The following is a 22494-nucleotide window of genomic DNA, read 5'->3' as shown; positions in this document are numbered from 1 at the left end:
ACCTTTTTTCTTTCAGGCCCGGTCCACGATTCTGAAAGGAAATTCAGGCACATGGCTGTCAACATTAACAATGCATTCGTTGGTGCACCGCCGATTGATGGCGGCGTGTACTTCAACGCCCCGCTGGGCACCAAGCTCCCGACGTCCGCGACTGAGGAACTTGCCTCAGCATTCAAGGACCACGGCGCGGTCGGTGAGGACGGCTTCAACGTCAACCCGCAGCGCGAGGCCAACACCGAGAAGATGTTTGGTGGCGAGGACTGGGTAGACCTCCAGACCTCCTACTCCGAGACTGTCACCCTCACGTTCCTGGAGGAGGACAATGAGGCGGTTGTGGAGTCCCTGTTTGGTGCTGAGAACGTCAAGACCAAGAAGGCCACCAACTCCGAGGGCAAGCAGACCACCATTTACCACACCTCCAAGCGTCTGCCGATTCGCTCCCACGTCCTTAAGGCTGTGTACGGCGAGAAGGCTAAGACCTATGTGATTGAGCGTGGCCGTATCACCAGCGTGGAGAAGACCGCTGACGTTCACTCCGCCTCCACTAAGTACAACGTGACGATTACCGCGTTCAAGGGTACTGACCCTGCGCGTGAGTACGCGTATGTCACTGAGTACCGCGACGACGGTACCCCGGCTGATGCTGCGGGCGCTGTCTCTGCGGGCTAGTCACTGATTCCCCTGGGCGGAGCAGCAGGGGTTACGTTTCTGCTCCCATTTCTCATCCGGTTAATTGAGGGACAATTTTCCCTTTGGACCGGGCCTGCCCTTGATTTTCCGGGTGGGCTCAATTTTTTTATCGGCTCGGTCCACGATTTTGAAAGGCTTGGTCCAACCATGGCATTCACCGTTTCCACTACTTTCGACAACATTGAGGTAGTCATCCCCGCAGCTGATGGGGAAGGCTCTGTCACGCTTTCTCTGCCCCCGCTGGACTGTTTCTCCCCGAAGCAGGTTGATGCGATTAACAAGGCGCTGGAGAAGAATCCTAAGGCTCACGCCAATGGGGCTGAGGCTTTGCGCACCATGCTTCTGAGCTTTGCGGCTGAGAAGCATGAAAAGGCCGCTATCTCCGCGCTGTGGGCACGCCAGCTCACCGAAATCGACGAGTACTGGCAGAAGGAGTCCGGGATGAAGGTGGGGGAATCCTCGCCCTCTACCGATTCATAACCGAGAAAAAGGGAGCACTCGACGCTTTACGCGCTGACCTATTTGAGCGCGGTATGCCATGGTCACAGCTCGGAGTCACCTACACCTGGGCTGATTTGCGCAGTGTGATTATGCACTTGCCGCTCACGTCCAACTTCCGTCGCGCGCTAAACCCTGAGCGTGCGCGGCTGGAGACGTGGATGACGCCGCAGGTGCAGATGCTGGGCGCTGTCCATGACTCTTTGCAGAACACTCTTCTGCTGTTGAACCACGTCCCAGCGGAGAATCTCCCCGAGAAGGGCCTCCTGTCCGGTGTTCTATCCCAGCTGGAGGGCGAGGGCGGCGAAGAGAAGACGGCGGAAGAACCAAAGGAAAAGCGTCGAGGGCGGAAAAAATCTGCTGCCGAGATTAGGGCTGCGGTGAGGGCTAAAGAACAAAAATCATCAACGTAAGAAGGCAGGTTGACCATGGCTGAGCTTGGCGTCGGGTATATCTCCATCGTCCCAGAAGTCTCCAAAATCTCCCCCGGTATTGCCGAGGCGCTGGGCGCAACGAGCCCAGTCGCGGAGAAATCTGGAAAGACTATGGGCGCTAAGCTCTCCAGCGGCATCAACAAGACCCTTAAGACCTCCGCTATTGGCATCGGTACGACCGCAGGAGGCTTTATTGCTGCCGGCCTGACTAAGGGCTTCGGTCGTCTGCAGGCAATCGAAGGTGCTCAGTCTAAGCTGACTGGTCTGGGCAGCTCTGCACAGCAGGTTTCCGGCATCATGGACAACGCCCTGGCCGCAGTCAAGGGCACTGCTCATGGACTTGGTGAAGCTGCAAGCGTATCGGCGCAGATGGTCGCTGCCGGTATTCAGCCGGGGCAGCAGCTCGAGCAGACCCTGAAGACCGTGGGTGATACCGCGGCAATTGCCGGGCGCTCCATGGAAGACGTGGGCCTGATTTTCGGCTCCGTCGCGGCGCGTGGCAAGCTCCAGGGCGATGACATGCTCCAGCTCATGTCTTCGGGTATCCCGGTGCTACAGCTGCTGTCTAAAGAGCTTGGGGTCACCTCGGCTGAGGTCTCTGACATGGTTTCCGCTGGCGAAGTGGATTTCGCCACGTTCGAGAAGGCCATGCGTGAGGGGATGGGCGGCGCTGCTCTTGAGATGGGAGATACGTTCTCTGGTGCGGTTGCCAACATGGGCGCTGCTGCTGGACGTGTTGGTGCGACTGCCCTGGAACCGTTCTTTGACCTGTCTAAGGACGGGTTCGGGGCTGTAACTAAAGCCCTGGATGGTTTTGAGGGCAAGCTTGGCCCGGTTATGGATAACGTTTCTGCTTGGCTGCAGAATCGTGCCGTCCCCGCTATTAAGGACTTTGGCTCCGAGATGGCGGCTTTGGGCAAGAATGCCCAGGTGCAGTCTGTCCTGAGTGCGACGCAAACGGCGTTGTCCCAACTGTGGTCGACGGGTCAGCGTTTGCTGCCTGTTATCGGGAGTTTGGTTCAGACGTTTGGGCAGGCGTCGGCGTCGTTGGGCTTGGGCCTGTGGGAAAACTTTGCAAACGTTCTGACGGTTGCGGGGTCCGCGTTGGAGGCGGTCGCTGGGCCTTTGGGCTCAGTTGCTGATTTCCTTGCGGAGCACCCGGCTTTGGTTACGGCTGCTGTTGGCGCGTGGGCCGGGTTTAAGACCATCCCGAATTTGATTAGCAAGATTACCGGAATGGTCAATCCTCACGTTTCGTCGTTGAAGACGATGGGGGAGGGTGTTAAGGACCTTAAGTCCTACTATGAGGCCACTGGCCGCGAGATTTCGACCTTCGGCGCGGCGGTTCAGTATGCGGCCACGTCGAACAATACGGTCGTTGCTTCTATGGCCCGTGCTTATGACCAGGCGACCGGGCCGGCGAAGGAAATGGCTAGTGGCGCTGCTGATGCCATGACCGAGATGAGCACTAGCGTGGGGCAGTCCACGCGTAGTGTGTCCGGTTCGGTTAAGCGAATGTCCAGCACTATTAAGGGCGTTGGCGCTGCTGGTTTCGCGGGCTTGAAGTCTGCTGCTGGTAGCGTCATGTCCCTGTTTGGCGGCCCGTGGGGCTTGGCATTTATGGGTGCTACGGCTGCGGTGGGGGCTGTTGCTTCGGCAAACCGTAAGGCTAAGACTGTTCAGGATGCGTACGCGAAGGCGACGCGTGAGGCTGCGACTGCTCAGGACCAGTTGAATGTGTCTTTGGCTGGTACAAGTGCGGCGTTGTCCGATGCGCAACTGAGCGACGCTGCTGCCATCGTGAATAAAGACCTTGTGCAGATGAAGACGTTTGCGCAGGAGTATTCGGGCTGGTTTAACACGATTGAGGCCCCGGATTTGTCTTGGTGGCAGCAAGGCCATTGGTCTGGTGAATGGCGAGACTACGCCAATGAGGTCAACCAGGCTAAGGATGCTTATGAGGCTATTGAAAAGTCCGCCGGTGAGCTTAAAATCCCGATGGAAGACCTTAACCGGGTTGTTGCTGAGGGTGGCCCGGAGTATGACAATCTGATTTCCTCCCTGCGCCAGGGCGGAGACGCTTCACAGATGGCTGCTGACCAGCTTGCTGAGGCGCGGGATAACATCCAGCAGTCTATTGACGCTGCACGCAACCTTGACCCGGCTATTGCCGGCATCTCGGATGGTATGGGCGTTCTTGCTGATGAAGCGTCTACGGCCCAGGATAAGCTCGCGGCTTTGTCCGACATTATGGACAAACTCACTGGTGGGGCGTTGTCGCATGATGAGGCGCAGGCCAAGCTCGTTGAGGACGTGGAGGAGACAACCGAAGCTGTCACGGAGATGGCTGGAAAGCTGTCCGAGCTAGGTCCGGTTGAACTTGACCCAGATGGCACTATTGACGCCACGACCGAGGCTGGCAAGGAAGCCGTTAATACCATCTCTGAGATGGCTCGCACGATGCTGGAGGCGGCATCTAATGGCGTGTCTGTGGATGAGATTTTTGACCAGCAGGCCGATAACCTCACCGCACTGCAGGAGTCCCTGGGGCTGACTGATGACCAGTTCAAAAAGCTCATGGAGTCTTACGGCCTAACCCGTGAGCTTATGGCTTTGCCACTGGAGCTTAAGGGAGCGGAAACCACAGAACAGCAAATCGCCGCCCTTGAGCTTGGACTATCCAAGTTGGAGGAAGGCAAGTCTGTCCAAATCACGCCGCCTGACCCGGCGGTAGCTGCCGCACTTGAAGACATTGGCTTCAAGGTGGAACACCTTGAAGATGGAAACGTCAAGATTACGGCTACTGCCGATGTGGATGCGGAGGGCCTGGATAGTCTTGGCGAGAAGGTCAAGGAGATTGATGGTGCTCATGCGGAGGCCACGGCGGGCCTCGACACCACGATGTTCGCCTTGGGGGCGGATGAAGCGAAGCGGCTTGGTCAAGATTTGGACGGGCTGGAGGTATCTGCTGAGGCAGACCTGACTATTGACAAGTTGCTGCAGGGCAAGGACGTATCTGTTGGTGAGCTGCAGGCGCTTGCACGCGAAGTGTCTACCCCGTCCGCTGACTTGGATAAGATGCTGCTTGACGCCGGCGTGGAGGACTCAAAGGTTAAACTTGCTGACCTTAACAACCGGCGGGCCATCCCAACTATTGACGTCAATACCAAGCCGGCTGAGGAAGGTATTAACTCTGTTGGCCGTATGTTGGCCGGTCTTAAGGATAAGGTCGTCAACATCTTCACTCGCCGGCGAGACACCGCCGCTGACGGCCTCGTTAATTATGGCTCTCACCGCTTCCTTGCGGCTGGTGGCGCGGGGCGCATGTCCCAGCAGCCGGCGCAAATCGCAGCAGGTGGTAGATGGATTACCTGGGCTGAGGATGAAACACAGGGCGAATCGTTTATTCCGCACGCCCCGTCGAAGCGGCAGCGGTCAACGCAAATTTTGGCGGAGACTGCCAGCATTTTCGGCCTCGGCCTCGTTGACCGGGGCGGGAATGAGATTCGCCGTGATGGTTCGTCTGTCGCCCCCACGTCCACGACTTACCGCGCTGATGGTGGTGTGTCCGCCGGCCAGCTGTTGCGGTATTTCAAGGGTGAGCGTGTTAATGGGCAGCAGGCATCCCGCAGCCTTGAGGGCGCGCCGTATGTTTTCGGCGGCTCAAACTGGGGCGACTGCTCCTCGACGCAGGGGCAGGGCGCGCTGTTTGCTGTAGGACGCCCGGCGGACCAGGGCCGGTTTATGTCCACCGCCAATGAACGCCAGCAGCTTGCCTCCATTGGCTTTAAGCCAGGCCTTGGCAGTGGCCCCCGCTACGCTATCGGCTGGTACAACGGCGGTGTTGGTGGTGGACACACCTCCGGCACTATCCACTTCGAGGACGGCACGGCTGTCAACGTCGAGATGGGTGGCGGCGCCGGCGGCCAGGGCAAGATTGGTGGCGCTGCTGCTGGTGCCGCACACCCACAGTATGCGGAGCACGCGCACATGCCCTTGGGGGTTGAACTCAGTGCGGAAACCAAGGATTTGGAATCCGGCGATATTGGCTACACGTCGGTAGAAGGGTACACAACCAAGTCAGGCAAGTCTGTCTCTTGGGGTAAAGCCCAGGAATACTATGACATGGCCTTGGAGTTCCAGAAGCGGGCACGTGTCCACGACCGTGGCGGCATCATGAAGGATGGCCGTATCGCCATCAACATGTCCGGCAAGGATGAGCGCATCCTGAACCCGATGGAAACGGTCGCCTATGAGAAGGCTCTGGACGTGCTGCCGAAGTTCGCGGCGTCGTTTAACTCTGCTGTGGATAAATTCGTGGTGCAGGCGGACGCTGCGCAGCGTCAAACCGCTTCGTACGGTCGCCACTTTGGTGGGGACTACCTGGCTAGTGCTGAGATTGTGCGCGATGCGGAGCAGGGCCTTTTGGACACACGCCGCGCCATTGCCGACGAGAACGACGAAGTAGCGGAGCGCGAGGAGTCCCTGGCTGAGGCGAAGAAGGAACTAGCTGAGGTTGAGAAGGAAGGCGGTGGCCTGTCCACGGCGCAGAAGCGCAAGCTTGCTGACGCTGAGGAGAATCTGAACAAGGCCCGTGCTGAGGGCAAGCCAGACAAGATTGCCAATGCGGAGAAGAAGCTGGCACGCGCCCGCGAGGACGCGGATGAGGCTTTGGAGAAGTCGAAGGACAAGAACGCTAAGGCGGTCAAGTCCGCGCAGCAGAAGGTCAATAAGGCGGAGGACGCTCTGGCTGACGCTAGGGAGCAAACCGTTGACCAGTCCGACCGTCTGATTGCGGCGGAGCGCGCTGTTGCTGCTGCACGCTACAAGGCGGCGGGAGAGATGGCGGAGTCCATCTTTGATTCTGTCTCCAAGGGGTTCATGTCTATCTCCAGCTTCTTTGATGAGATGGAGCGCTTGGCGGAGATTGTGGAACGCACCCGCCAAGAGGTTTCCAAGATGGAGATGCAGCAGCAGACTAACGCTATTGAGCGGTTGCGTTCCTTGGCGGATCTGCAGCTGCGTGAGCAGGATGTTGCGCGGGCGCGTGCCCGTGGTGCGTTGTCTGTTGCGCAGGCTGAGGCTGAGCTGGAGGACGCTCGCGACTCTGCGGCCCGCATGGGCTCTACCTCGATTGAGGCAATGTCGGGCGCTATGGATCGTTTCCGAACGACCGGCATTTTCGCAGTTGAGGAAGTCTCTGAGTCTGTTGTGGAGAACACAGCGGAGGTTAAGGCTGCTGAGTGGGGCGTGAAGGTTGCTCGCGCCCAGGCCGCGTTGGACGAGTTTGAGGCGACACGCCAGCAGGCGATTGCACAGTTGGACGTCGCTCAAGCCACTCTGACGCAGACGGCGGCGGCGGAGCTGTTGACACTGCAGACTAAGCAGCTGCAGCAGCAAGCCGCGAACCTGTATGGCATGACGTCTAATCAGGCCAGCGGCGCGGCACGCGGCTTCGGTGGTGTTGGCAAGGTCACTGGTGGTCTTGGAAAGATTATCGGTGGCGTTCTTGCTGGTATTGCCGGTTTTGCGGTTGGTGGACCGCTTGGTGCCCTGGCTGGCGCGGGGCTTGCACTGGGAGGTCTCAAGGACACGGTCCAGGGCAGTATCGACATCCATCAGAACAAGAAGGAGATGGGTGAGGCCTGGAAGCACCTCGACGCCGGGTCGAAGGCCGGCATCGTCCTTGGCGCTGGTGGCGGTCTTGCTTTGGGTGCTGCTGGTGGTGCGCTGTCTGGCCAGTACGGCACGCAGATGGCAACGGCTGGCGCTGAGCTTGGTTCGCAGTTCACTGACGCCACGATTGGGTCGTTGCAATACGGCATTGGTGGCCGTATTGACAAGCTCAAGCGGGAGTCGGAGGACCAGACGGCTGAGCTGCAGCGCAAGACCGACCGTGACCAGCTAGCCCTGGACATGCTCAAGGCGCAGAACGAGGTCGACTACATCACTAAGAAGGACGTGCTGGAGTCGAACTTGGAGCACGCGAAGCTGCAGCAGGAGCTCGCCACTGCGCAGAGCGAAGGTGTGATTAAGGCACTGGAGCAGGCATCGAAGGTGGAGCAGGACCGGGCTAATAAGGCGCACGTCGAGCAGATGGGCATTATCGGCGACACCAACAAGCACCTGCAAGAGCTGGTGACGCTGACCCGGAATGACTCGGGTGCGAACTCGGAGACCAGCAAGCAGCTTGCTGCCGCTGTGGGCGGGATTAACAAGCTGCTGCTGTCTTTGTCGACGCGTCCGTTGTCGACGGCTGATGGTAACCGCTTTGCGGAAGCCAGGATTTAGGAAAGGAGCTGTAGGTGAATCGGTACAAGATTCGGTACTACACGCCGGATGGGCACAAGTGGGTGCTCATAGGTGATAAGTGGCTGGCCGGCATTAAGTCCGGTGGCATTGATGGCCTGGTGGGTGATGGTGAGGACGTCACTGTTGCCCGCGTGGGCGATGTTGGTCAGTCGCTTGATTCTTTCCAGCCGCAGCCGATGACTGGCACGCTGACGGTGCTGGTGCGTGGTGATGACGCGGATGATGTGGATGCTGTGTGGGCGAAGTTTCGTTCTGGGTTTTCGCGTACACAGCCGGGCACGCTGGTGGTGGAGTCGCCTTCTCGGGCGTTGTCGGCTCGGGTGCGTTTGTCTGGTCCGATTTCGCCGCCGGAGGAGGACCCGACGTCTGCCGGGTTTGTCCGTGATGTTCAAGTTCCGTTGGTGGCGGATAGGTGTGGGTGGTGGACGGATTTGCAGTCCGCCACGGGTACCGCCACTGTGACTAATTGGGGCGACCTTACAGTATGGCCCCAAATCAGGTGGGGAGGGGCCGCTGGCACTGTTTACCTCCCCTCTGGGGCACGTTTCCCCCTGCCGAAGGCGAGTGGGGAGCGCGTGGTGTCCCTATCCATGGCGCAGGCCGGGTTCGTCACGTCCAAGGACGGCACGCCGGATTTCAAGTTGCGTAAGCAAATGAGTGGTGCCTACCCCGAGGGCGTGCCCGCCGGGCAGACACGCACTTACCGCCTGCCTACTGGGGCCGCGCTTGAGTGGCAGATAGGAGTACTTGACCCATGGCGGTAGATTGGGATTCTTATCGACTGCACCGCGCCCAGGTGGTAGCCGACCAGGGGCAGTACGTCGGCCTGCTGGACGAAAATTGCGAGCCATTGATGGATTGCCCGCCGGTCGTTTCGATGAACGCTCCGCAAACCAAGAACGCCCCAACGTCGTTGCGGATGCAATTGTCTGTGCGCGCCCTGGATGGGAGCGTGCATCCTATCTGTGATGAGTTGGTGGCGCAGGGCCTGTCTTCGGCGCGGGGCCAGTGGCTAGAGCTCGACGCGGAGGGAAAAGCACTCTCAACGTCGCTGGATGCTAGCCGCTATGTGCTTGTGGAGCGTGAGGATGTGCGCCGCGTCTACCAGGTCACGCACGTGGCGGCGGAGGCGGGGCGTGAGCTCCCATCGTTGATTGAGATTAATGGTGTTGACCTGCTGAAAAAGCTGGCGTTGGTGCCTTGTTTCTCCGCCCCAACAACTGTGTCGGGTAAGTGGACGACGTTCACGCGTGACTGGGCGGGCCCGGAGAATGTGGGCGTGCGGTTCTCGAAGCCGCGTGACCTGCAAGATTTCAAGCTGGTCACCGTGGCCGATGGTGTCACCGTGGATGGTGATGCTGAGGCGGTGATTCGCCGGCTGGTGTCGGAGTCGCTGCAGGCCACGTGGAAGGCGATGGGGCCGGATGTGGCGAAGGCACCACCGATGGTGGTTGACCCCACCCCGACCGGGCTGGAATCGCCTTACATTTTGATACGCCCCACGGACCAGTCCGTCCTTGATGAGGTATCCGCACAGGCCCTGGCGGCTGGTGTTGTCCTCGATGTTGGCCTGTGGATACCAGGGGACAAGCAGGTGAAGGGGCTGACGCTGAACACGCCGACGATGGTGGTGCGCGTACAGCAAACTTTGGAGGTGAAGTAGCTTGGCAGTCAAAGACCATGTTGTGTTGTCCTCTGATGGTGGAAGTGTGACCATGGGACGCCGGCTGGCGTTCTACTCGTACGGTCGTTTCGAGGTTGTTATCCCGGAGGGGCGGGAGCAGCAGGTTGAGGATGACCGGATTCAGAATGGCTATATTGCTCGCAACCCTGGGCAAAAGATGGGCCGGTTTGATTTCGGATTCATCCGCCAGGACGCCACCATCAACCTTGAGGCGCAAACGTCTGACCTGGAGCTGGCAATTGACTCCACTGAGAAACGTTCCGAGGGGGATGTATATGTGGAGCGGGATATTTCCCGCGCCGGCATGAATGGGTTTGAGCTGGGTCGTGACTTCGGCCTGGATGATATTGTGCGTTACCGCGTGTGGGGGAATTATCTGCGTTTGCCTGTTACGGCTGGCGACCTGGAGTCGTCGGTGGATGGTGGGCTGCGTGGTGTGCGGGTGCACGTTGGTGGTCAGGTTGCTTCGGATAGTGAGGCTCGTCTGCGTCGGAATGCTGAGATTCTGGGGCAGATTGAGAATGAGAAGCGGCAGCGCACGCGTGAGGCGTCGAAGACGCGTTCTGTGGCTTCTGCTGCTAAGTCGACGGCCGACGAGGCCAAGAAAACTGCCGATGAAACCGCCGCGCTGGTCGACGGCCTGGACATCGAGGGCAGTATCCAGCGTGCCCGGGATGCGGTGGATTCCTCGAACGCCATCCTTCAATTAGTCCGCCAGCTTACGGGTGCGGCGGCGGCTCAGGGTGCGCAGGCGCAGGCTCAGGCGTCGCTCGCTATCGAATACGCTAATCGGGCGGAGGAGATACTCGATAAGCTGGATCCGCTGCGTGATGATGTGGTGGCCGCGCACGCGGAGGTGGCGCGCCTGTCGGGTGAGGCTGCTAAGGCGGCTCAGGCTGCTGCGGCGGCGGTGGCTCGTGGTGAGAAGCAGGTTGTGGCTGCGCAGCGGGCGGCTACGGCGGCGGCGCAGGATGCGGCTACGTCGCAGGGGCTGGTGGATGAGGCTAAGGCTCTGCTGTCGGAGCTGTCTCCGTTGCAGGATGCGGCGCGCAAGTCCCTCAACGATGCTCAATCCCTGCTGGATAACGCCGGCGGGACGGGCCGCTCCCTGGCGGATGTGCTGAAGGAGGTAGCCGCGAAACACCAGGCGGTGCTGGCTGCGCATGATGACATTCTGGCTACGCATGGCGAGGTGCTGGAGATTCATGGTGAGGCGATTCGTTATGCGGCTATGGCGGCGGCGCAGGCTGGTGCGGCTGCGATGCAGGCCTCCCAGGCGGCGGCGGAAGCACTACGCGCCGCTGACCTCAACTCGCAGGCTATTGCGGCGTTGGCCGAGGCAGACAAGAAGCTGATGGAGGCGGACCGTAAGCTGCAGGAGCAGATCGACGTGCTCGAAGAATCGCAGCGCCTTCTAGCCCAGGCGGTGCGCTACGTCGCGGCGGCTGCATCCCAGGCCGCGCAGGCCGCCATGTCCGCAGCCCAGGCGTCGGAAGAAAACGCGAACGCGATCGAGCAGACCAACATCGCAGTTGATGCGGCGGCAGATTCGCTGGACGCGCTGGAAGAAGCAAGCGCGGCGCGTGATGAGGTCATGGGCAATATTCAACGCTCGGTTGATGCTGCGGATCGGGCTGACAAAGCCCGCGATGCCACTATTGCCTCTAACTCTAAGGCGATCGCCATTCTTAGATACGAAAAGATGCGTATTGCCACCCGGCTATCGGTGGAGATTGATCCGGAAGGGAATAACAAACCTAGCGGCATTACATACTGGGAGCACTACGGTGTCAGCTATTCGAATGAATTCCTGAATATAGGCCGCGCTGCGAACTCACGCGGAGGTAGCCTCCAACGTGGGGACAAATTTCTTCGCTTCACGTACTGGGATTTCTCCATTGAGCTTCGGGGGAATTGGTCGGGAGCCCTCACCTGGGAAACGGGGACAGGTCCTGAAGAAGATTCCACGTGGAAATCTATGACCATGCTGGTAAAGAACGGTGAGTATGCGGCGGCGCGAAATTACATAGATAACCCCAAGAATCCTTCAATGTTTCGGGACGGCATGAAGAAGAATCTACGCAGCGTAACTGCCAATTCCACGAATGGAATTATCACGGTGAAGGTTTATCCCGAATACGTCGAGGGCGTGACAAATCTTGGCCCATATATGACTTAATCCTGCCGATTGCCGGGAGGCTATACGGCCCGAACCCCTGTAAGGAGGGAAAATTATGACTAGTCCTAGTGTTGATTTGGACGGCATCATGCCGTACGGAGTCACTGTCTCCGGTGGCGGAAGTAGCGGAAAAGCTGCGTTTGTGACCTCATCGCCTCGGGCGTCTAATGATTCGTTGTCGTTGCCCGGTGGCCCGGTCCGGGTATCGGCATCATGGTCAGGGCCGGAGGCAGTGCGCCTCACCCTGAGTGGGGTGGGATACCCTGTGCAGATTCCTGCGGGGGGGGGTTCCGCTCCGGGACGGCTGTCGTCGGCTCAAAGAGCGGGGACACTCTCTATCTGGAATCCGCCGATGGGTCGCCGCTCTACGCGAAAGGGCGCGGCACAATCGAGGTGTACCCACTCCCGAAACTCTAACCGCCGGGATGGTGGTCAAGCATGACCACGCCGCTGCCTGTAGCTGTCTCATATGTAGGGCGGGTGCCATCGTTAGTGAAATGGTCGATGGTCTTATTTTCTACGGATGCCGGGGAATCGACCACCCGCGTGCCCTTGCCTGCCGGGGTGACAACAGCGACGATCACTTGGGAGGGGAAAGCTCAGCTTTATTTCCGCCCGTCGGGGAAGACTCAGGCCATCGTAGAAACGGCGGAGCAGCGGAAGATGGCGGTGTTCACCGCGCCGGAAAAAACGTATCTCGATGTGCAGATTGTAGACGCGGTGCAGGCCGACCTCGACCTAGAAGTCGGTGTTCAGTTAGTAACCCTGCCCCTCGGTCCCTCTCAATAATCCCCGTGGGGGTGGTCTAAGTGGCTGCCCCTTTGAATTTGCCGGCTGGTGTCCTACCTCAGGGCACGACCGTCACCGTCGGTAGCAACGGTGCTGCCTCGGACCGGCCTACCATCCCGAATGGGATTATTCAGGTCACGATGGAGGCCAATACGCAAGCCCGACCCCAGTACTACGCCGATGGCGGCTACTACTCATATACCGCCATTGGCGAGATGAGCGGTAGTCCTGGCCGGTGGACATGTACCTACCGTGTCGCCGCGAAGGGCAGTGCCACCCGCGTGTACCCGCACTGGGGTACGGCGGCTGTGCCAGGTGATGTGGGCAAGCCTTGCACAATCACGTGGCAGCGTATCGACATGCAATAGCCACCCCACCCGGGGTGGCTTTCGCTTATATCTGAAAGGAATACGTCATGGAAGAATTCGATTTTGATGCCTGGGTGGAGGGCCTGAAGGCTATCCCCGAGGAGCTGCTTATGAAGGCGTCAGCCAAGCTATCCGACGAGCGCCGGGAACGGCCCGCCCGCGCCGCCGAGGATAAAGCGCGTGCTGAAATCGTGGCTGGTCTTGCTGAAACCGCCCCGGATTTGGTGCAGGCTCACGTCACTCTAGAAGAAGCCAAGGCTGACCCCAGCAAGGTCCCCGTGTGGAAGAACCCCGGCGCTGATTTCCTCAAGGCCAGCCGCCAGGGCGGCGTTGTGAAGCACGCCGACAAGTACTGGCTATCGGAAACCGAGACCCTCAACGTCTGGGAACCCGGGGCGGAAGGAGTGAACTCTACTGTGTGGCGGGATGTAACTCATGAGGTGATGCCTCCGGCGCCAGTCACCGATGAATCCGGGAATGTCATCGCGCAAGGAAGCGCCGAGAATCCGTTCCCATTCGTTGCCGGGATTCAAGTCAAGGCCGGCCAATACGTCAACTGGAACGGCACTGTCTACCGGGTCCTGCAGGGCCACACCCTCGCCGACCACTGGGCACCCGACGCCGCGCACAGCCTCTTTTCCAAGGCCTAGGAGGACAAGATGGTCACACATCCAATGAAACAAGGCACCTACACGGTGTCATCGGGCTACGGCCCACGGTGGGGCGCGTTCCACGCCGGGCTGGACTTCGCCGCGCCTATCGGCACACCTATCTACGCAGCAGCAGACGGGGTAGTCGTGGAGGGCAGGGAGAGGTACAACGTCGCCGGTTTCGGCTCGTGGATTTGGCTTGACTGCCAGGATAGCGTCGGCAAGGATTTCATCTATGGCCATGTAAAGCATGACGGCATTCTGGTTAGGGCTGGTGACCGTGTACGTGCCGGGCAGCAGATAGGTGTGGTCGGTAACGAGGGCGAGTCCACCGGCCCTCACTGCCACTTTGAAGTTTGGGGGTCGCCGGGGCGTCTCGGTGGCGCGCATCAAGACCCGGCCCCGTATCTCGCGGGCGCGGCACAGCCCGGTGGCTCTGTGGCGCGCCCTGTGGGGAAGCAGGGCAGCACTATCTTCGGCGTTGATGTGTCCGAGCATCAGGACGGTATGAGCCTCAAGCAGGCGAAGCGCGAGGGCGTGGAGTTTGCGATTATCCGCACCACCGACGGCACCTATAAGGATCGCTGCTACCGCTCTCATCTGGAGGATGCGGAGGGCGCCGGGATGCTCACGGCTGCTTATCACTACCTCAGGAACCCGTCGGAGGGCAGCAGCGTGGCGCAGCAGGTGCAAGCCTCACTGGAGGTCATGGGCGACAAGAAGCGCCCGGTGTGGATTGACGTCGAGACCAACGCGGGCCTTCATGTTGGCCATATCCGCGCTTGCAAGGCTGAGTTCGAGCGCCGGGGCGTGCGGGTGATTGGCTGCTACTCCTACGTGCCCTACTGGGAGGGGCGCATAGCGCCGAGTGAGCCGGACTCGCATGAGTTCGGGGCGTTCTGGGTCGCTGCTTATGGGCAGAATCCGCACGGCAAGCCGCGTGATATTTACCCCGGCGACCAGCACCACCAGTGGAACTACCCGCTGGGTAACCAGAAGCCCGTCTTGTGGCAGTTCGGCAGCAACGCCCTTGTGGCTGGGCACGCCGTGGACATCAACGCCTACCGGGGCACGCGGGGCGAGCTGGAAGCACTATTCACAGGAAAGCAGGAACAGGAGCAGGAGCAGGAGCTAAGCATGGCTGACATTCAGAAAATCCTCGACCATATTGACCGGAAAACCGAGGAGACCAAGCGCTACGTCGATATTCGCATCACCGACCCCATTGGCTCGGATGTGAAGGACATTCGGCAGCAAATCACGGGCGGGCGGGACAAGGTCGTTCGCGAGGACGGCACCGTAGACATTGAAGCGTCCTACCCCGGCTGGAAGCACCTAGGGCTGAACGAGAAAGGCAAGGGCATTACCCCAGTTGACGCTCTTGCCCACATGATCCAGATTCTTGTCCGTATTGAGCGCAAGCTCGACCAGCTCCTAGGAGGTAAGCGCTAATGGGCAAGCACTACGGGAATCCTGTGCTCACTGAGGTGGGCGAGTATGTGGCTGACGCGGTGGCTGCGGAGCTGGTGGCTCAGCCGTGGTGGCTGCGCTACAAGGGTTCTATCATGCTGGTGTTGCAGGCCGCCGCGTGGCTGGCGGGTATCCTGCCGGTGTATCTGGCTGACGCTCCGTCATGGTTCATTGCTGTGGCTGGCGGCGTGGGCTTCATCCTCACCACCCTTGTTAACCGTCTCACGATTGATGGCGTGACCCCGTCCATGGCGGGCCGCTTGGCGGAGCAGGCCCAGCAGGCGGAAGACGCAGCCGCGCCCGTCACCTTGCCGGTCTACACCGGGCCCACCACGGCGGGGGAGTAGTCGTGAGATGGGAAGAATGTAAACGTCGTCTCTCCCGGTGGCTGGTGTCAGATGCCGCGGGCCTGCTGATTCTCGGCAGTATCTCCATCGCCCGCGGCATGTCCTACACGCCACTACTAGTGAATCCAGAGCGTAGGCCAACCCACTTCATGGAGAGTGTCCTCAATCCACCCGCGTGGGCGGTGGTGTGGCTTCTTATGGGTGCGCTGTGCCTGTGCGCGGTGAAGTGGCACCGGCTCGTGCCCGCCGCCGTCGGCGCCGTCGTGGGCCTGCACTCCATGTGGGCATTGAGCTTCATCTTTGCCACGCTCTTCGATGACCTCAGCCGCGCCTGGGTGTCCTCCCTGGGCTATGTGGGCATTGCCGCCATGACCCTCTACGCCTACGGACGCGGGCAGAGTAATGAGATGAAGCTGGTCGATGGGAGGTGACGGTGATGCCCGTAGACGGGCCGCTGGCAACAATCATCGTCGGCGTGATTGGTGTGCTCGGCACCCTCATAGGTACTCACCTGACGGAGAAAAGCCAGAAGAAGAAAGCGGAGCTTGAGACGCGTGGTCCGGAGTGGGAATCATTCACCAAAAGCATCCGTGAGTGGACGAACGAGCAATTAGAGGCCCGCGACAAGTCCATCAACGAGATGCGTGGAGAGATTGCGGAGCTACGCGACAAACTGGAAGTGTGGAAAAGCCGCTACTTTGTCGCCGTCAACCACATCCGCCAGTGGCGTCTACGCCACCCAGAGAGTATCGACGAGCTGCCCATCCCGGACGAGCTAGAAAACGACTTTTGAAGACCTTTGAAGTTTATGAAGTTTGGCCCTCACCCCTCGCGGGGTGGGGGCCTCTTTCTGCGTTTTAGGGGGCTACCTCGTAGTCGAAGTCCGCCAGCGTGAGCGCCATGCAAATATGCCCCATGAGGGCGGTGTGCTCTGACCGGCTCAGATTCTCACCCGCGAGCTCGTTGGTGAGCGTGACTTTCTTACCTTCTTCCTCGGCCTTCTCGGCGAGCTGCAGCGCCTGGTCGATGCAGTCCGCGAAGCGCACCCACTTGTCCTGGAGCCATACCCCGGCGTCGAGCGGGGGCTGGTGCGTGGTTTCCCACCGCTGCGCGGTGCGGATGTTCACGTCGCAGGCGTCGGCGACGTCTTGAGAGGTCAGCCCCATTGAGGTGCGGAGGATGCGGAATTCGTTTGGGGTCATGCGGCTATAGTCCTTACTTCGGTGATGGTGCCGAGGGTGAAGTGCTGGCGTCCAACGACGCGGTCGATGGTGCCCCACTGGCCCGGGGTGCTGGTGCGCCGGAATGTGACGTCCTCGGGGAAATGTTCTTTGAGGATGGCGTACATGTGAGGGCCGGTGTAGGTGCCCAGGGTGGTGATGATGGTCTGCATTTCGGGCTCTCTTTCCGATTCTTGCGGCCTCTTCCAGGAGGTGTTCTCCTTGCCGTCTGACTTAAGTGTATGTCGTAAGTTACGACATGGCAAGGTGTAGTATCGATTTGTGAGGAGGGACACACCTTGGAGGGCCGGCCACCGACACCGTCGAGGACTCAAAATCCCGCAGAAATCCCGCAAGAATCCCGCAAACCCCCGAAAACATGCAAACTATGCAAAACATGAAAAGTCCCTGACCAGCGCAAACACAAACACGCAGGCCAGGGACAACCCCCAAAAATTAGCAGTCGTAGTACATTTCGAATTCCTGCGGCGTCGGGCGCAGGCGAACCGGGGCGATTTCGTTCTCGCGCTTGTAATCGATGTAAGTGTCGATGAGGTCCTCGGAGAAGACATCGCCTTCGGTGAGGAAGTCGTTGTCCTCCTCCAGCGCAGCCAGGGAAGCCTCCAGGGAGGTCGGTGCCTGCGGGATGGAGGCGGCCTCTGCCGGCGGCAGCTCGTACAGGTCCTTATCCACCGGGGCGTGCGGCTCGATGCGGTTCTTAATGCCGTCGATGCCGGCCATCATCATGGCAGCGAAGCCGAAGTACGGGTTGCCCGACGGGTCCGGCGCGCGGAACTCGATGCGCTTTGCCTTCGGGTTGGAACCAGTAATCGGGATACGGATGGCCGCGGAGCGGTTGCGCTGCGAGTAGACCAGGTTGATTGGGGCCTCGAAGCCCGGCACCAGGCGGTGGTAGGAGTTCAGCGTCGGGTTCGTGAACGCCAGGACAGCCGGTGCGTGGGCCAGGATGCCGCCGATGTAGTAGCGGGCCATATCGGACAAGCCCGCGTAGCCGGCCTCATCGTGGAACAGCGGCTTGCCGTCCTGCCACAGGGACATGTGGGCGTGCATACCGGAGCCGTTGTCACCCGCGAGCGGCTTCGGCATGAAGGTGACGGTCTTGCCGTACTCGGCGGCCGTGTTCTTGATGATGTACTTGAACGTCTGGATGTCATCCGCCGCGTGCAGCAGGGAGTTGAAGCGGTAGTTGATCTCGTTCTGACCGCTGCCCACCTCGTGGTGGAAACGCTCGATGGTAAAGCCAGCCTTCTGCAGCTGCTCCACCATGGCATCGCGGACTTCGCCGTGCTTGTCGACGGGCGCGGTGGGGAAGTAGCCGCCCTTCACGCGGGTCTTGAAACCAGTGTTCGGGGTGCCATCGAAGTTGGTCTCGGAACCGCGGTTCCACCACCCCTCATCGGTGTCCACCTCGTAGAAACCATTGTTGATCTCGGTGCCGTAGCGCACGGAGTCAAAGATGTAGAACTCCGCCTCGGCACCGAAGTTACAGGTATCAGCAATGCCGGTGGAGGAGAGGTACTCCTCAGCCTTGCGGGCGATATTGCGCGGGTCACGGCTGAAGGGCTCCAGCGTGAACGGGTCGTGGACGAAGAACTTGATGTTCAGCGTCTTGGCCGTGCGGAACGGATCCACAAACGCGGTTGCTGGGTCCGGCAGGAGGGTCATATCGGACTCATCGATGGTGGTGAAACCACGGATGGAGGAGCCATCGAAAGCGAGGCCCTGCTCGCCTGCTTCTTCGGTGAACTCATCAGCCGGAATGGAAAAGTGGTGTTCGGTGCCGGGAACGTCCGTGAAGCGGATGTCAACGAACTTGACGTCCTCTTCCTTGATGAACTCGACGACGTCCTGGATTGTCTCGAAGGACACGGTAGTCTCCTGTTGGTTGACCTGTAGTACTCCCGATCAGTTTACAGGTAGAAGGGGCACAGCTGGGGCACGTGGGGGACCAAGTGAGGAATTTCCTGCCTGCCCCACCTGCGGGCTAGATTGGTGGGCATGGCAGATAAGCGCACGTGGCTCGATGGGCCCTCTATTCCGGGCGAAAACGACGGTTACCAACCGGGCAAGTGGCCGGGGGAGAAGCTCGGCTTGCCCGAGAAAGGCCCGGGCGCGATGGCCTCGGTGATGCGCCGCACGGGCGGGGTCTTCATTGACTGGATTCTCTGGGGGCTGGTGGCCAACGTCATTGCGCACTACACCGATGCCCTGGGCGGGCCAGCATTCCTGGGTTACGCCCTGTGGGCCGTGATGGGCATTGTCTGCGGCTGGCTGTTCGCGCGTACCCCCGGGATGCTGGTGCTGGGGATGGGTGTGGCACGGCTCGATAAACCCGGCGCCCGTGTCGGCTTCTGGCGCGCCGCCGTCCGCACGCTGCTTACCGGAGTGCTCTTCCCCGCCGCCATGGTGGATGCCGATGGCCGCGGTTTGCACGACCGCGCGACGGGCACCGCCGTCATTCTGGCCTAGGGATTATCTCCGCCGAGCGAGCGGGGCGGCGGATAGCAGAGCACACAACGAAGAAGGTCCCTTCCCCGGTAGTGGGAAGGGACCAACTTGTGTAGGCAGCGTGTGGCGGCTGGCTTACTTGCCGCCCTTGCGGGCCTGCATACGACGCATGCGGCGGTTCATGCCAGACATGTTCTGCGCCTGGCGCGGCATCGGGCCCTTCGGCATGCCCGGGGTGGTGCCCGGCATGTCATCCATGGCCTCAATGCGGCGGATGTTGTCGTAGGTTTCGTTCTTGTTGAAGTTACGCGGCAGCTTCATGATGTGGTTGCGCAGCTTCGACACGGGGACTTCATCCTCGCCGCTGCCGACGAAGACTTCGTACACCGGCACGCCGCCGGCCATGCGGTCCACGCGCTTCTTCAGACGGTTAAGGGTCGGGGCCACGCGCTTGCGGTCGCCCTCAACCACGAAGACGACACCGGAGTTGCCGATGACGCGGTGGACCAAGTCCTGCTGGCGGGTCGCAGCCACGCCCGTCTTGACCTTCCACACCACACCGACGGTGTTACGCAGCTGCTGCTCCAGCGCCCAACCGGCAGCGCCCGGCTGATCCTCCACCTTCTTGTACATGTCGCGCTCCAGGCGGCGGGTGAACAGGAACATCGCCAGCATGGCACCGATTCCCAAGCCCAGAATGAGCATGAACCACTGGCCGTTAAAGAGGCTGCCGATGAGGAAGAAGAGCAGTCCCATGCCCAGGAAGGCAGCCAGCATGATGGGGATGAGCAGCTTATCCTGCTTGCGCTGCATGTTGAACGCCTGCCACATCTGTGACCAGGTCTGCTTGCGCTGCGCGCGCTTTGCGGCGCGCTCCTGCTTCTTCGCTGCCTTGAGCGATGCCTTGTCGTCGTTAGCCATGGCTCCTACTTTAAAGGTCAGAGGGTGAAAAAGAGAATCGAACTAGCGGATGGTGGCCGCCGCAGAGTTCGGGCTCGGTGCGCCAGCCGGGGTCTTGACCATGCGGGTGGTCACCGGGGTTTCCTCGGACGGACCGTACTTCTCAATGAGGGTAGACGCCTCCTGGGCGGTAGCGCCCTGGGAAGTCTCGGCCAGATGCTTGAGGTTCTCCGGTAGCTCGAGGCCGCGGGCCTCCATGGCCTGCACGTACAGGCGGCCGGCGCGGTAGGAGGAGCGGACTAGCGGGCCGGACATGACGCCGCCGAAGCCGAGCACCTTGGCCAGCTTGGAGTGCTCCACGAACTCCTCCGGGCGCACCCAGCGCTCAATCGGGTGGAAGCGCGGGCCGGGGCGCAGGTACTGCGTAATCGTGATGATGTCGCAGCCCACCTCGCGCAGGTCACGCAGGGCCTCCTCGATTTCCTCGGCGGTCTCGCCCATGCCCAGGATGAGGTTGGACTTGGTGATGAGGCCAAACTCGTGGGCCTGGCGGATGACGTCGAGGGAGCGCTCGTAGCGGAAGGCCGGGCGGATGCGCTTGAAAATGCGCGGTACGGTCTCCAGGTTGTGGGCGAAGACCTCCGGGCGGGCCTCGAAGACCTCCTGGAGCAGGTCCGGCTTGCCGGAGAAGTCCGGGGTGAGGTTCTCCACGCCGGTGTGCGGGTTGAGCTCGTGGATCTTGCGGACAACCTCGGCGTAGAGCCAGGCGCCCTCGTCCGGCAGATCGTCGCGTGTCACGCCGGTGATGGTGGTGTAGTTGAGGTCCATCTCCTGGATGTTCTCGGCTACGCGGCGCGGCTCGTCGCGGTCCAGCTCTTCCGGCTTGCCGGTGGCGATGTCACAGAAATCGCAGCGGCGGGTGCACTTGTCACCGCCGATGAGGAAGGTGGCCTCGCGGGATTCCCAGCATTCGTGGATGTTGGGACAGCCGGCCTCCTGGCACACCGTGTGCAGGGAAGCTCCGGCAACGCGGGACTTCATGTCTTCGTAGCCCGGTCCGGTGCGGACCTGGTTGCGAATCCAGCGTGGCTTCTGTTCGATGGGCGACTCCGCATTTTTCTTCTCAATGCGGAGCATCTTGCGTCCTTCAGGCTTTACAGTCACAAAAACTCACTTTACGCGTCGGTGTGTGCTCTTCCTAATACAATCAAAGGCGTTGCACGCTTTATTCCCCCGGGTGGGCCTCATCCCGGGCGCGGCGCGCCTGACGTGCCTTTTCGTTGGCCACCTTGATGGGATCGGGGGCTGAGGCGAAGGTGTGGTCAGCCACGGTGAGCTCGCCGGAGAGTGCCTTCTCCAGGGCGCTCAGAAGCGGGGCTTCCGCCTCCTCCATGGTGACCTCGCGGCCCAGCTCAAGTGACAGGGTGGACACGTCGGCGTCGTCGATACCGCAGGCGACGATGTGCTCGTAGTACTCCAACGTGTTGGTGCAGTTGAGCGCCAGACCATGCATGGTCACGCCGCGGGTGATGCGGATGCCCAAGGCACCCAGCTTGCGGTCGCGGGTGGGGGCAGCCGGGTCGGCGGCGCGGGTGGTGGACGGAACCCACACGCCGGAGCGGCCGTCGATGCGCCCAGCCGTCGTCACACCCAGCTCGCGGACGGCCTGGATGATGGCTTCCTCCAAGCGGCGGACGTAATCCACGACGTCGACAGGCTCCGCCAGCTTGAGAATGGGGTAGACCACGAGCTGGCCTTCGCCGTGCCACGTGATGCGCCCGCCGCGGTCGACGTCAATGACCGGCAGGCCGTTATCGGGCATGTCCTCCGGCTGCGTGCGCTTGCCGGCGGTGTAGACATTGGGGTGCTCCACCACGAGGATGACATCACCCTGCGTGCCCGCTGCCCGGGCCGCCGCGAGCTCGGCCTGCAGATCCCAGGTTTCCTGGTAGCCTTTGCGGCCCAGGTGGCGGATCTCCAGTGGCTCGGCGGAGGCACGGATGGAGCGATCAGCGGGAAAGAATGGTTCGCGGGGAGCAGTCATGGCTCCCCATGCTAGTCCCCGCGTCACCAGAATTTCTTAAGCGACTCCGTTAGCGGAGGCGTACTCCTCAGCGCTCATGAGCTCGCCGGCCTCGGTGACCTCGACCTCGAAGAGCCAGCCCTCGCCGAAGGGATCATTGTTGATGACGGCGTAGTCATCGTGCACGGCCTCGTTGACAGCGGTGACGGTGCCGGTAACCGGGGAGTACAGGTCGGAGACAGACTTGGTGGACTCCACCTCGCCGCAGGTCTCGCCGTGCTCGATGGTGTCGCCCACGGCCGGCAGCTCGGCGAAGACAACCTCACCCAGGCGGTCGGTGGCCACGGAGGTAATGCCCACGCGGACGGTGGAGCCAACGACGGAATCAGCAGCAGCGTTGATCCACTCGTGGTCCTCGGAGTAGGAGAAATCGGAAGGAAGGGTAGCCATTGGAAGCGGTC

Annotated in this window: 21 protein-coding genes; 14 read left to right on the top strand and 7 right to left on the bottom strand. The window is 60.8% G+C overall.

Features of this window, described 5'->3' with window-relative positions; genetic code table 11:
- Positions 1-51 precede the first annotated feature (51 nt).
- From ACKFR8_RS05075 to ACKFR8_RS05015, 13 genes are all read left to right on the top strand, one after another.
- Positions 52-669: a phage tail tube protein gene (locus tag ACKFR8_RS05075; protein WP_408930757.1), complete on the top strand. Its 618-nt coding sequence runs from the start codon at positions 52-54 to the stop codon at positions 667-669.
- A gap of 168 nt (positions 670-837) precedes the next feature.
- Complete coding sequence (locus tag ACKFR8_RS05070; protein ID WP_408930756.1) at positions 838-1170, top strand: hypothetical protein; 333 nt, start codon at positions 838-840, stop codon at positions 1168-1170.
- Positions 1171-1223: 53 nt separating this feature from the next.
- Complete coding sequence (locus ACKFR8_RS05065) at positions 1224-1601, top strand: hypothetical protein (RefSeq protein WP_408930755.1); 378 nt, start codon at positions 1224-1226, stop codon at positions 1599-1601.
- Between the two features lie 15 nt (positions 1602-1616).
- Positions 1617-7913 (top strand): tape measure protein, encoded by a 6297-nt coding sequence (locus ACKFR8_RS05060; protein WP_408930754.1) that lies wholly within the window; start codon positions 1617-1619, stop codon positions 7911-7913.
- A 14-nt stretch (positions 7914-7927) separates the two neighbouring features.
- A complete protein-coding gene (locus ACKFR8_RS05055) occupies positions 7928-8698 on the top strand; it encodes a hypothetical protein (RefSeq protein ID WP_408930753.1) in 771 nt (256 codons plus the stop codon).
- A complete protein-coding gene (locus ACKFR8_RS05050) occupies positions 8689-9597 on the top strand; it encodes a hypothetical protein (RefSeq protein ID WP_408930752.1) in 909 nt (302 codons plus the stop codon). Before ACKFR8_RS05055 ends, ACKFR8_RS05050 begins: the two co-directional genes overlap by 10 nt.
- Position 9598: 1 nt before the next feature.
- Complete coding sequence (locus ACKFR8_RS05045) at positions 9599-11797, top strand: hypothetical protein (RefSeq protein WP_408930751.1); 2199 nt, start codon at positions 9599-9601, stop codon at positions 11795-11797.
- A gap of 438 nt (positions 11798-12235) precedes the next feature.
- Positions 12236-12586 carry a hypothetical protein gene (locus ACKFR8_RS05040; RefSeq protein WP_408930750.1) on the top strand — a complete coding sequence of 117 codons (351 nt, stop codon included), beginning with the start codon at positions 12236-12238 and terminating at the stop codon, positions 12584-12586.
- Positions 12587-13001: 415 nt separating this feature from the next.
- Positions 13002-13604, top strand: a complete 603-nt coding sequence (locus ACKFR8_RS05035; protein ID WP_408930749.1) for a carbohydrate-binding protein — start codon at positions 13002-13004, stop codon at positions 13602-13604.
- 9 nt (positions 13605-13613) lie between these two features.
- Positions 13614-15056, top strand: a complete 1443-nt coding sequence (locus tag ACKFR8_RS05030) for a peptidoglycan DD-metalloendopeptidase family protein (protein ID WP_408930748.1) — start codon at positions 13614-13616, stop codon at positions 15054-15056.
- Positions 15056-15421 (top strand): hypothetical protein, encoded by a 366-nt coding sequence (locus ACKFR8_RS05025; protein ID WP_408930747.1) that lies wholly within the window; start codon positions 15056-15058, stop codon positions 15419-15421. Before ACKFR8_RS05030 ends, ACKFR8_RS05025 begins: the two co-directional genes overlap by 1 nt.
- A gap of 2 nt (positions 15422-15423) precedes the next feature.
- Positions 15424-15852 (top strand): hypothetical protein, encoded by a 429-nt coding sequence (locus ACKFR8_RS05020; protein WP_408930746.1) that lies wholly within the window; start codon positions 15424-15426, stop codon positions 15850-15852.
- Positions 15853-15857: 5 nt separating this feature from the next.
- Positions 15858-16214, top strand: a complete 357-nt coding sequence (locus tag ACKFR8_RS05015; RefSeq protein WP_408930991.1) for a hypothetical protein — start codon at positions 15858-15860, stop codon at positions 16212-16214.
- Positions 16215-16278: 64 nt separating this feature from the next.
- Here the strand turns inward: ACKFR8_RS05015 and ACKFR8_RS05010 are convergent, their stop codons facing one another.
- The 3 genes from ACKFR8_RS05010 to glnA form a co-directional block, all read right to left on the bottom strand.
- A complete protein-coding gene (locus tag ACKFR8_RS05010) occupies positions 16279-16623 on the bottom strand; it encodes a hypothetical protein (protein ID WP_408930745.1) in 345 nt (114 codons plus the stop codon).
- Positions 16620-16814 carry a hypothetical protein gene (locus tag ACKFR8_RS05005; protein ID WP_408930744.1) on the bottom strand — a complete coding sequence of 65 codons (195 nt, stop codon included), beginning with the start codon at positions 16812-16814 and terminating at the stop codon, positions 16620-16622. The genes ACKFR8_RS05010 and ACKFR8_RS05005 overlap by 4 nt, the downstream gene beginning before the upstream one ends.
- Before the next feature lie 283 nt (positions 16815-17097).
- A complete protein-coding gene (gene glnA / locus ACKFR8_RS05000; protein WP_296131167.1) occupies positions 17098-18531 on the bottom strand; it encodes a type I glutamate--ammonia ligase in 1434 nt (477 codons plus the stop codon).
- A gap of 129 nt (positions 18532-18660) precedes the next feature.
- On the opposite strand from glnA, the gene ACKFR8_RS04995 reads away from it, so the two are divergent.
- Positions 18661-19131 (top strand): RDD family protein, encoded by a 471-nt coding sequence (locus ACKFR8_RS04995; RefSeq protein WP_408930743.1) that lies wholly within the window; start codon positions 18661-18663, stop codon positions 19129-19131.
- 114 nt (positions 19132-19245) lie between these two features.
- Here ACKFR8_RS04995 and ACKFR8_RS04990 read toward each other — a convergent pair whose 3' ends face one another.
- The 4 genes from ACKFR8_RS04990 to gcvH form a co-directional block, all read right to left on the bottom strand.
- Positions 19246-20031, bottom strand: coding sequence for a DUF4191 domain-containing protein (locus ACKFR8_RS04990; protein WP_408930742.1), 786 nt, complete (start codon positions 20029-20031; stop codon positions 19246-19248).
- Between the two features lie 42 nt (positions 20032-20073).
- Positions 20074-21147 carry a lipoyl synthase gene (gene lipA, locus ACKFR8_RS04985; protein ID WP_408930990.1) on the bottom strand — a complete coding sequence of 358 codons (1074 nt, stop codon included), beginning with the start codon at positions 21145-21147 and terminating at the stop codon, positions 20074-20076.
- 88 nt (positions 21148-21235) lie between these two features.
- Entirely contained in the window at positions 21236-22054 is an 819-nt protein-coding gene (gene lipB / locus ACKFR8_RS04980) for a lipoyl(octanoyl) transferase LipB (protein WP_408930741.1), read from the bottom strand.
- A gap of 36 nt (positions 22055-22090) precedes the next feature.
- Entirely contained in the window at positions 22091-22483 is a 393-nt protein-coding gene (gcvH, locus tag ACKFR8_RS04975) for a glycine cleavage system protein GcvH (RefSeq protein ID WP_408930740.1), read from the bottom strand.
- Between the last annotated feature and the right edge of the window lie 11 nt (positions 22484-22494).

The sequence above is a fragment of the Corynebacterium axilliensis genome (assembly GCF_046097495.1).
Lineage (GTDB): Bacteria > Actinomycetota > Actinomycetes > Mycobacteriales > Mycobacteriaceae > Corynebacterium.
The sequence above is the reverse complement of the archived record's forward strand: the minus strand, read 5'-3'. Positions and strand labels throughout refer to the sequence as shown.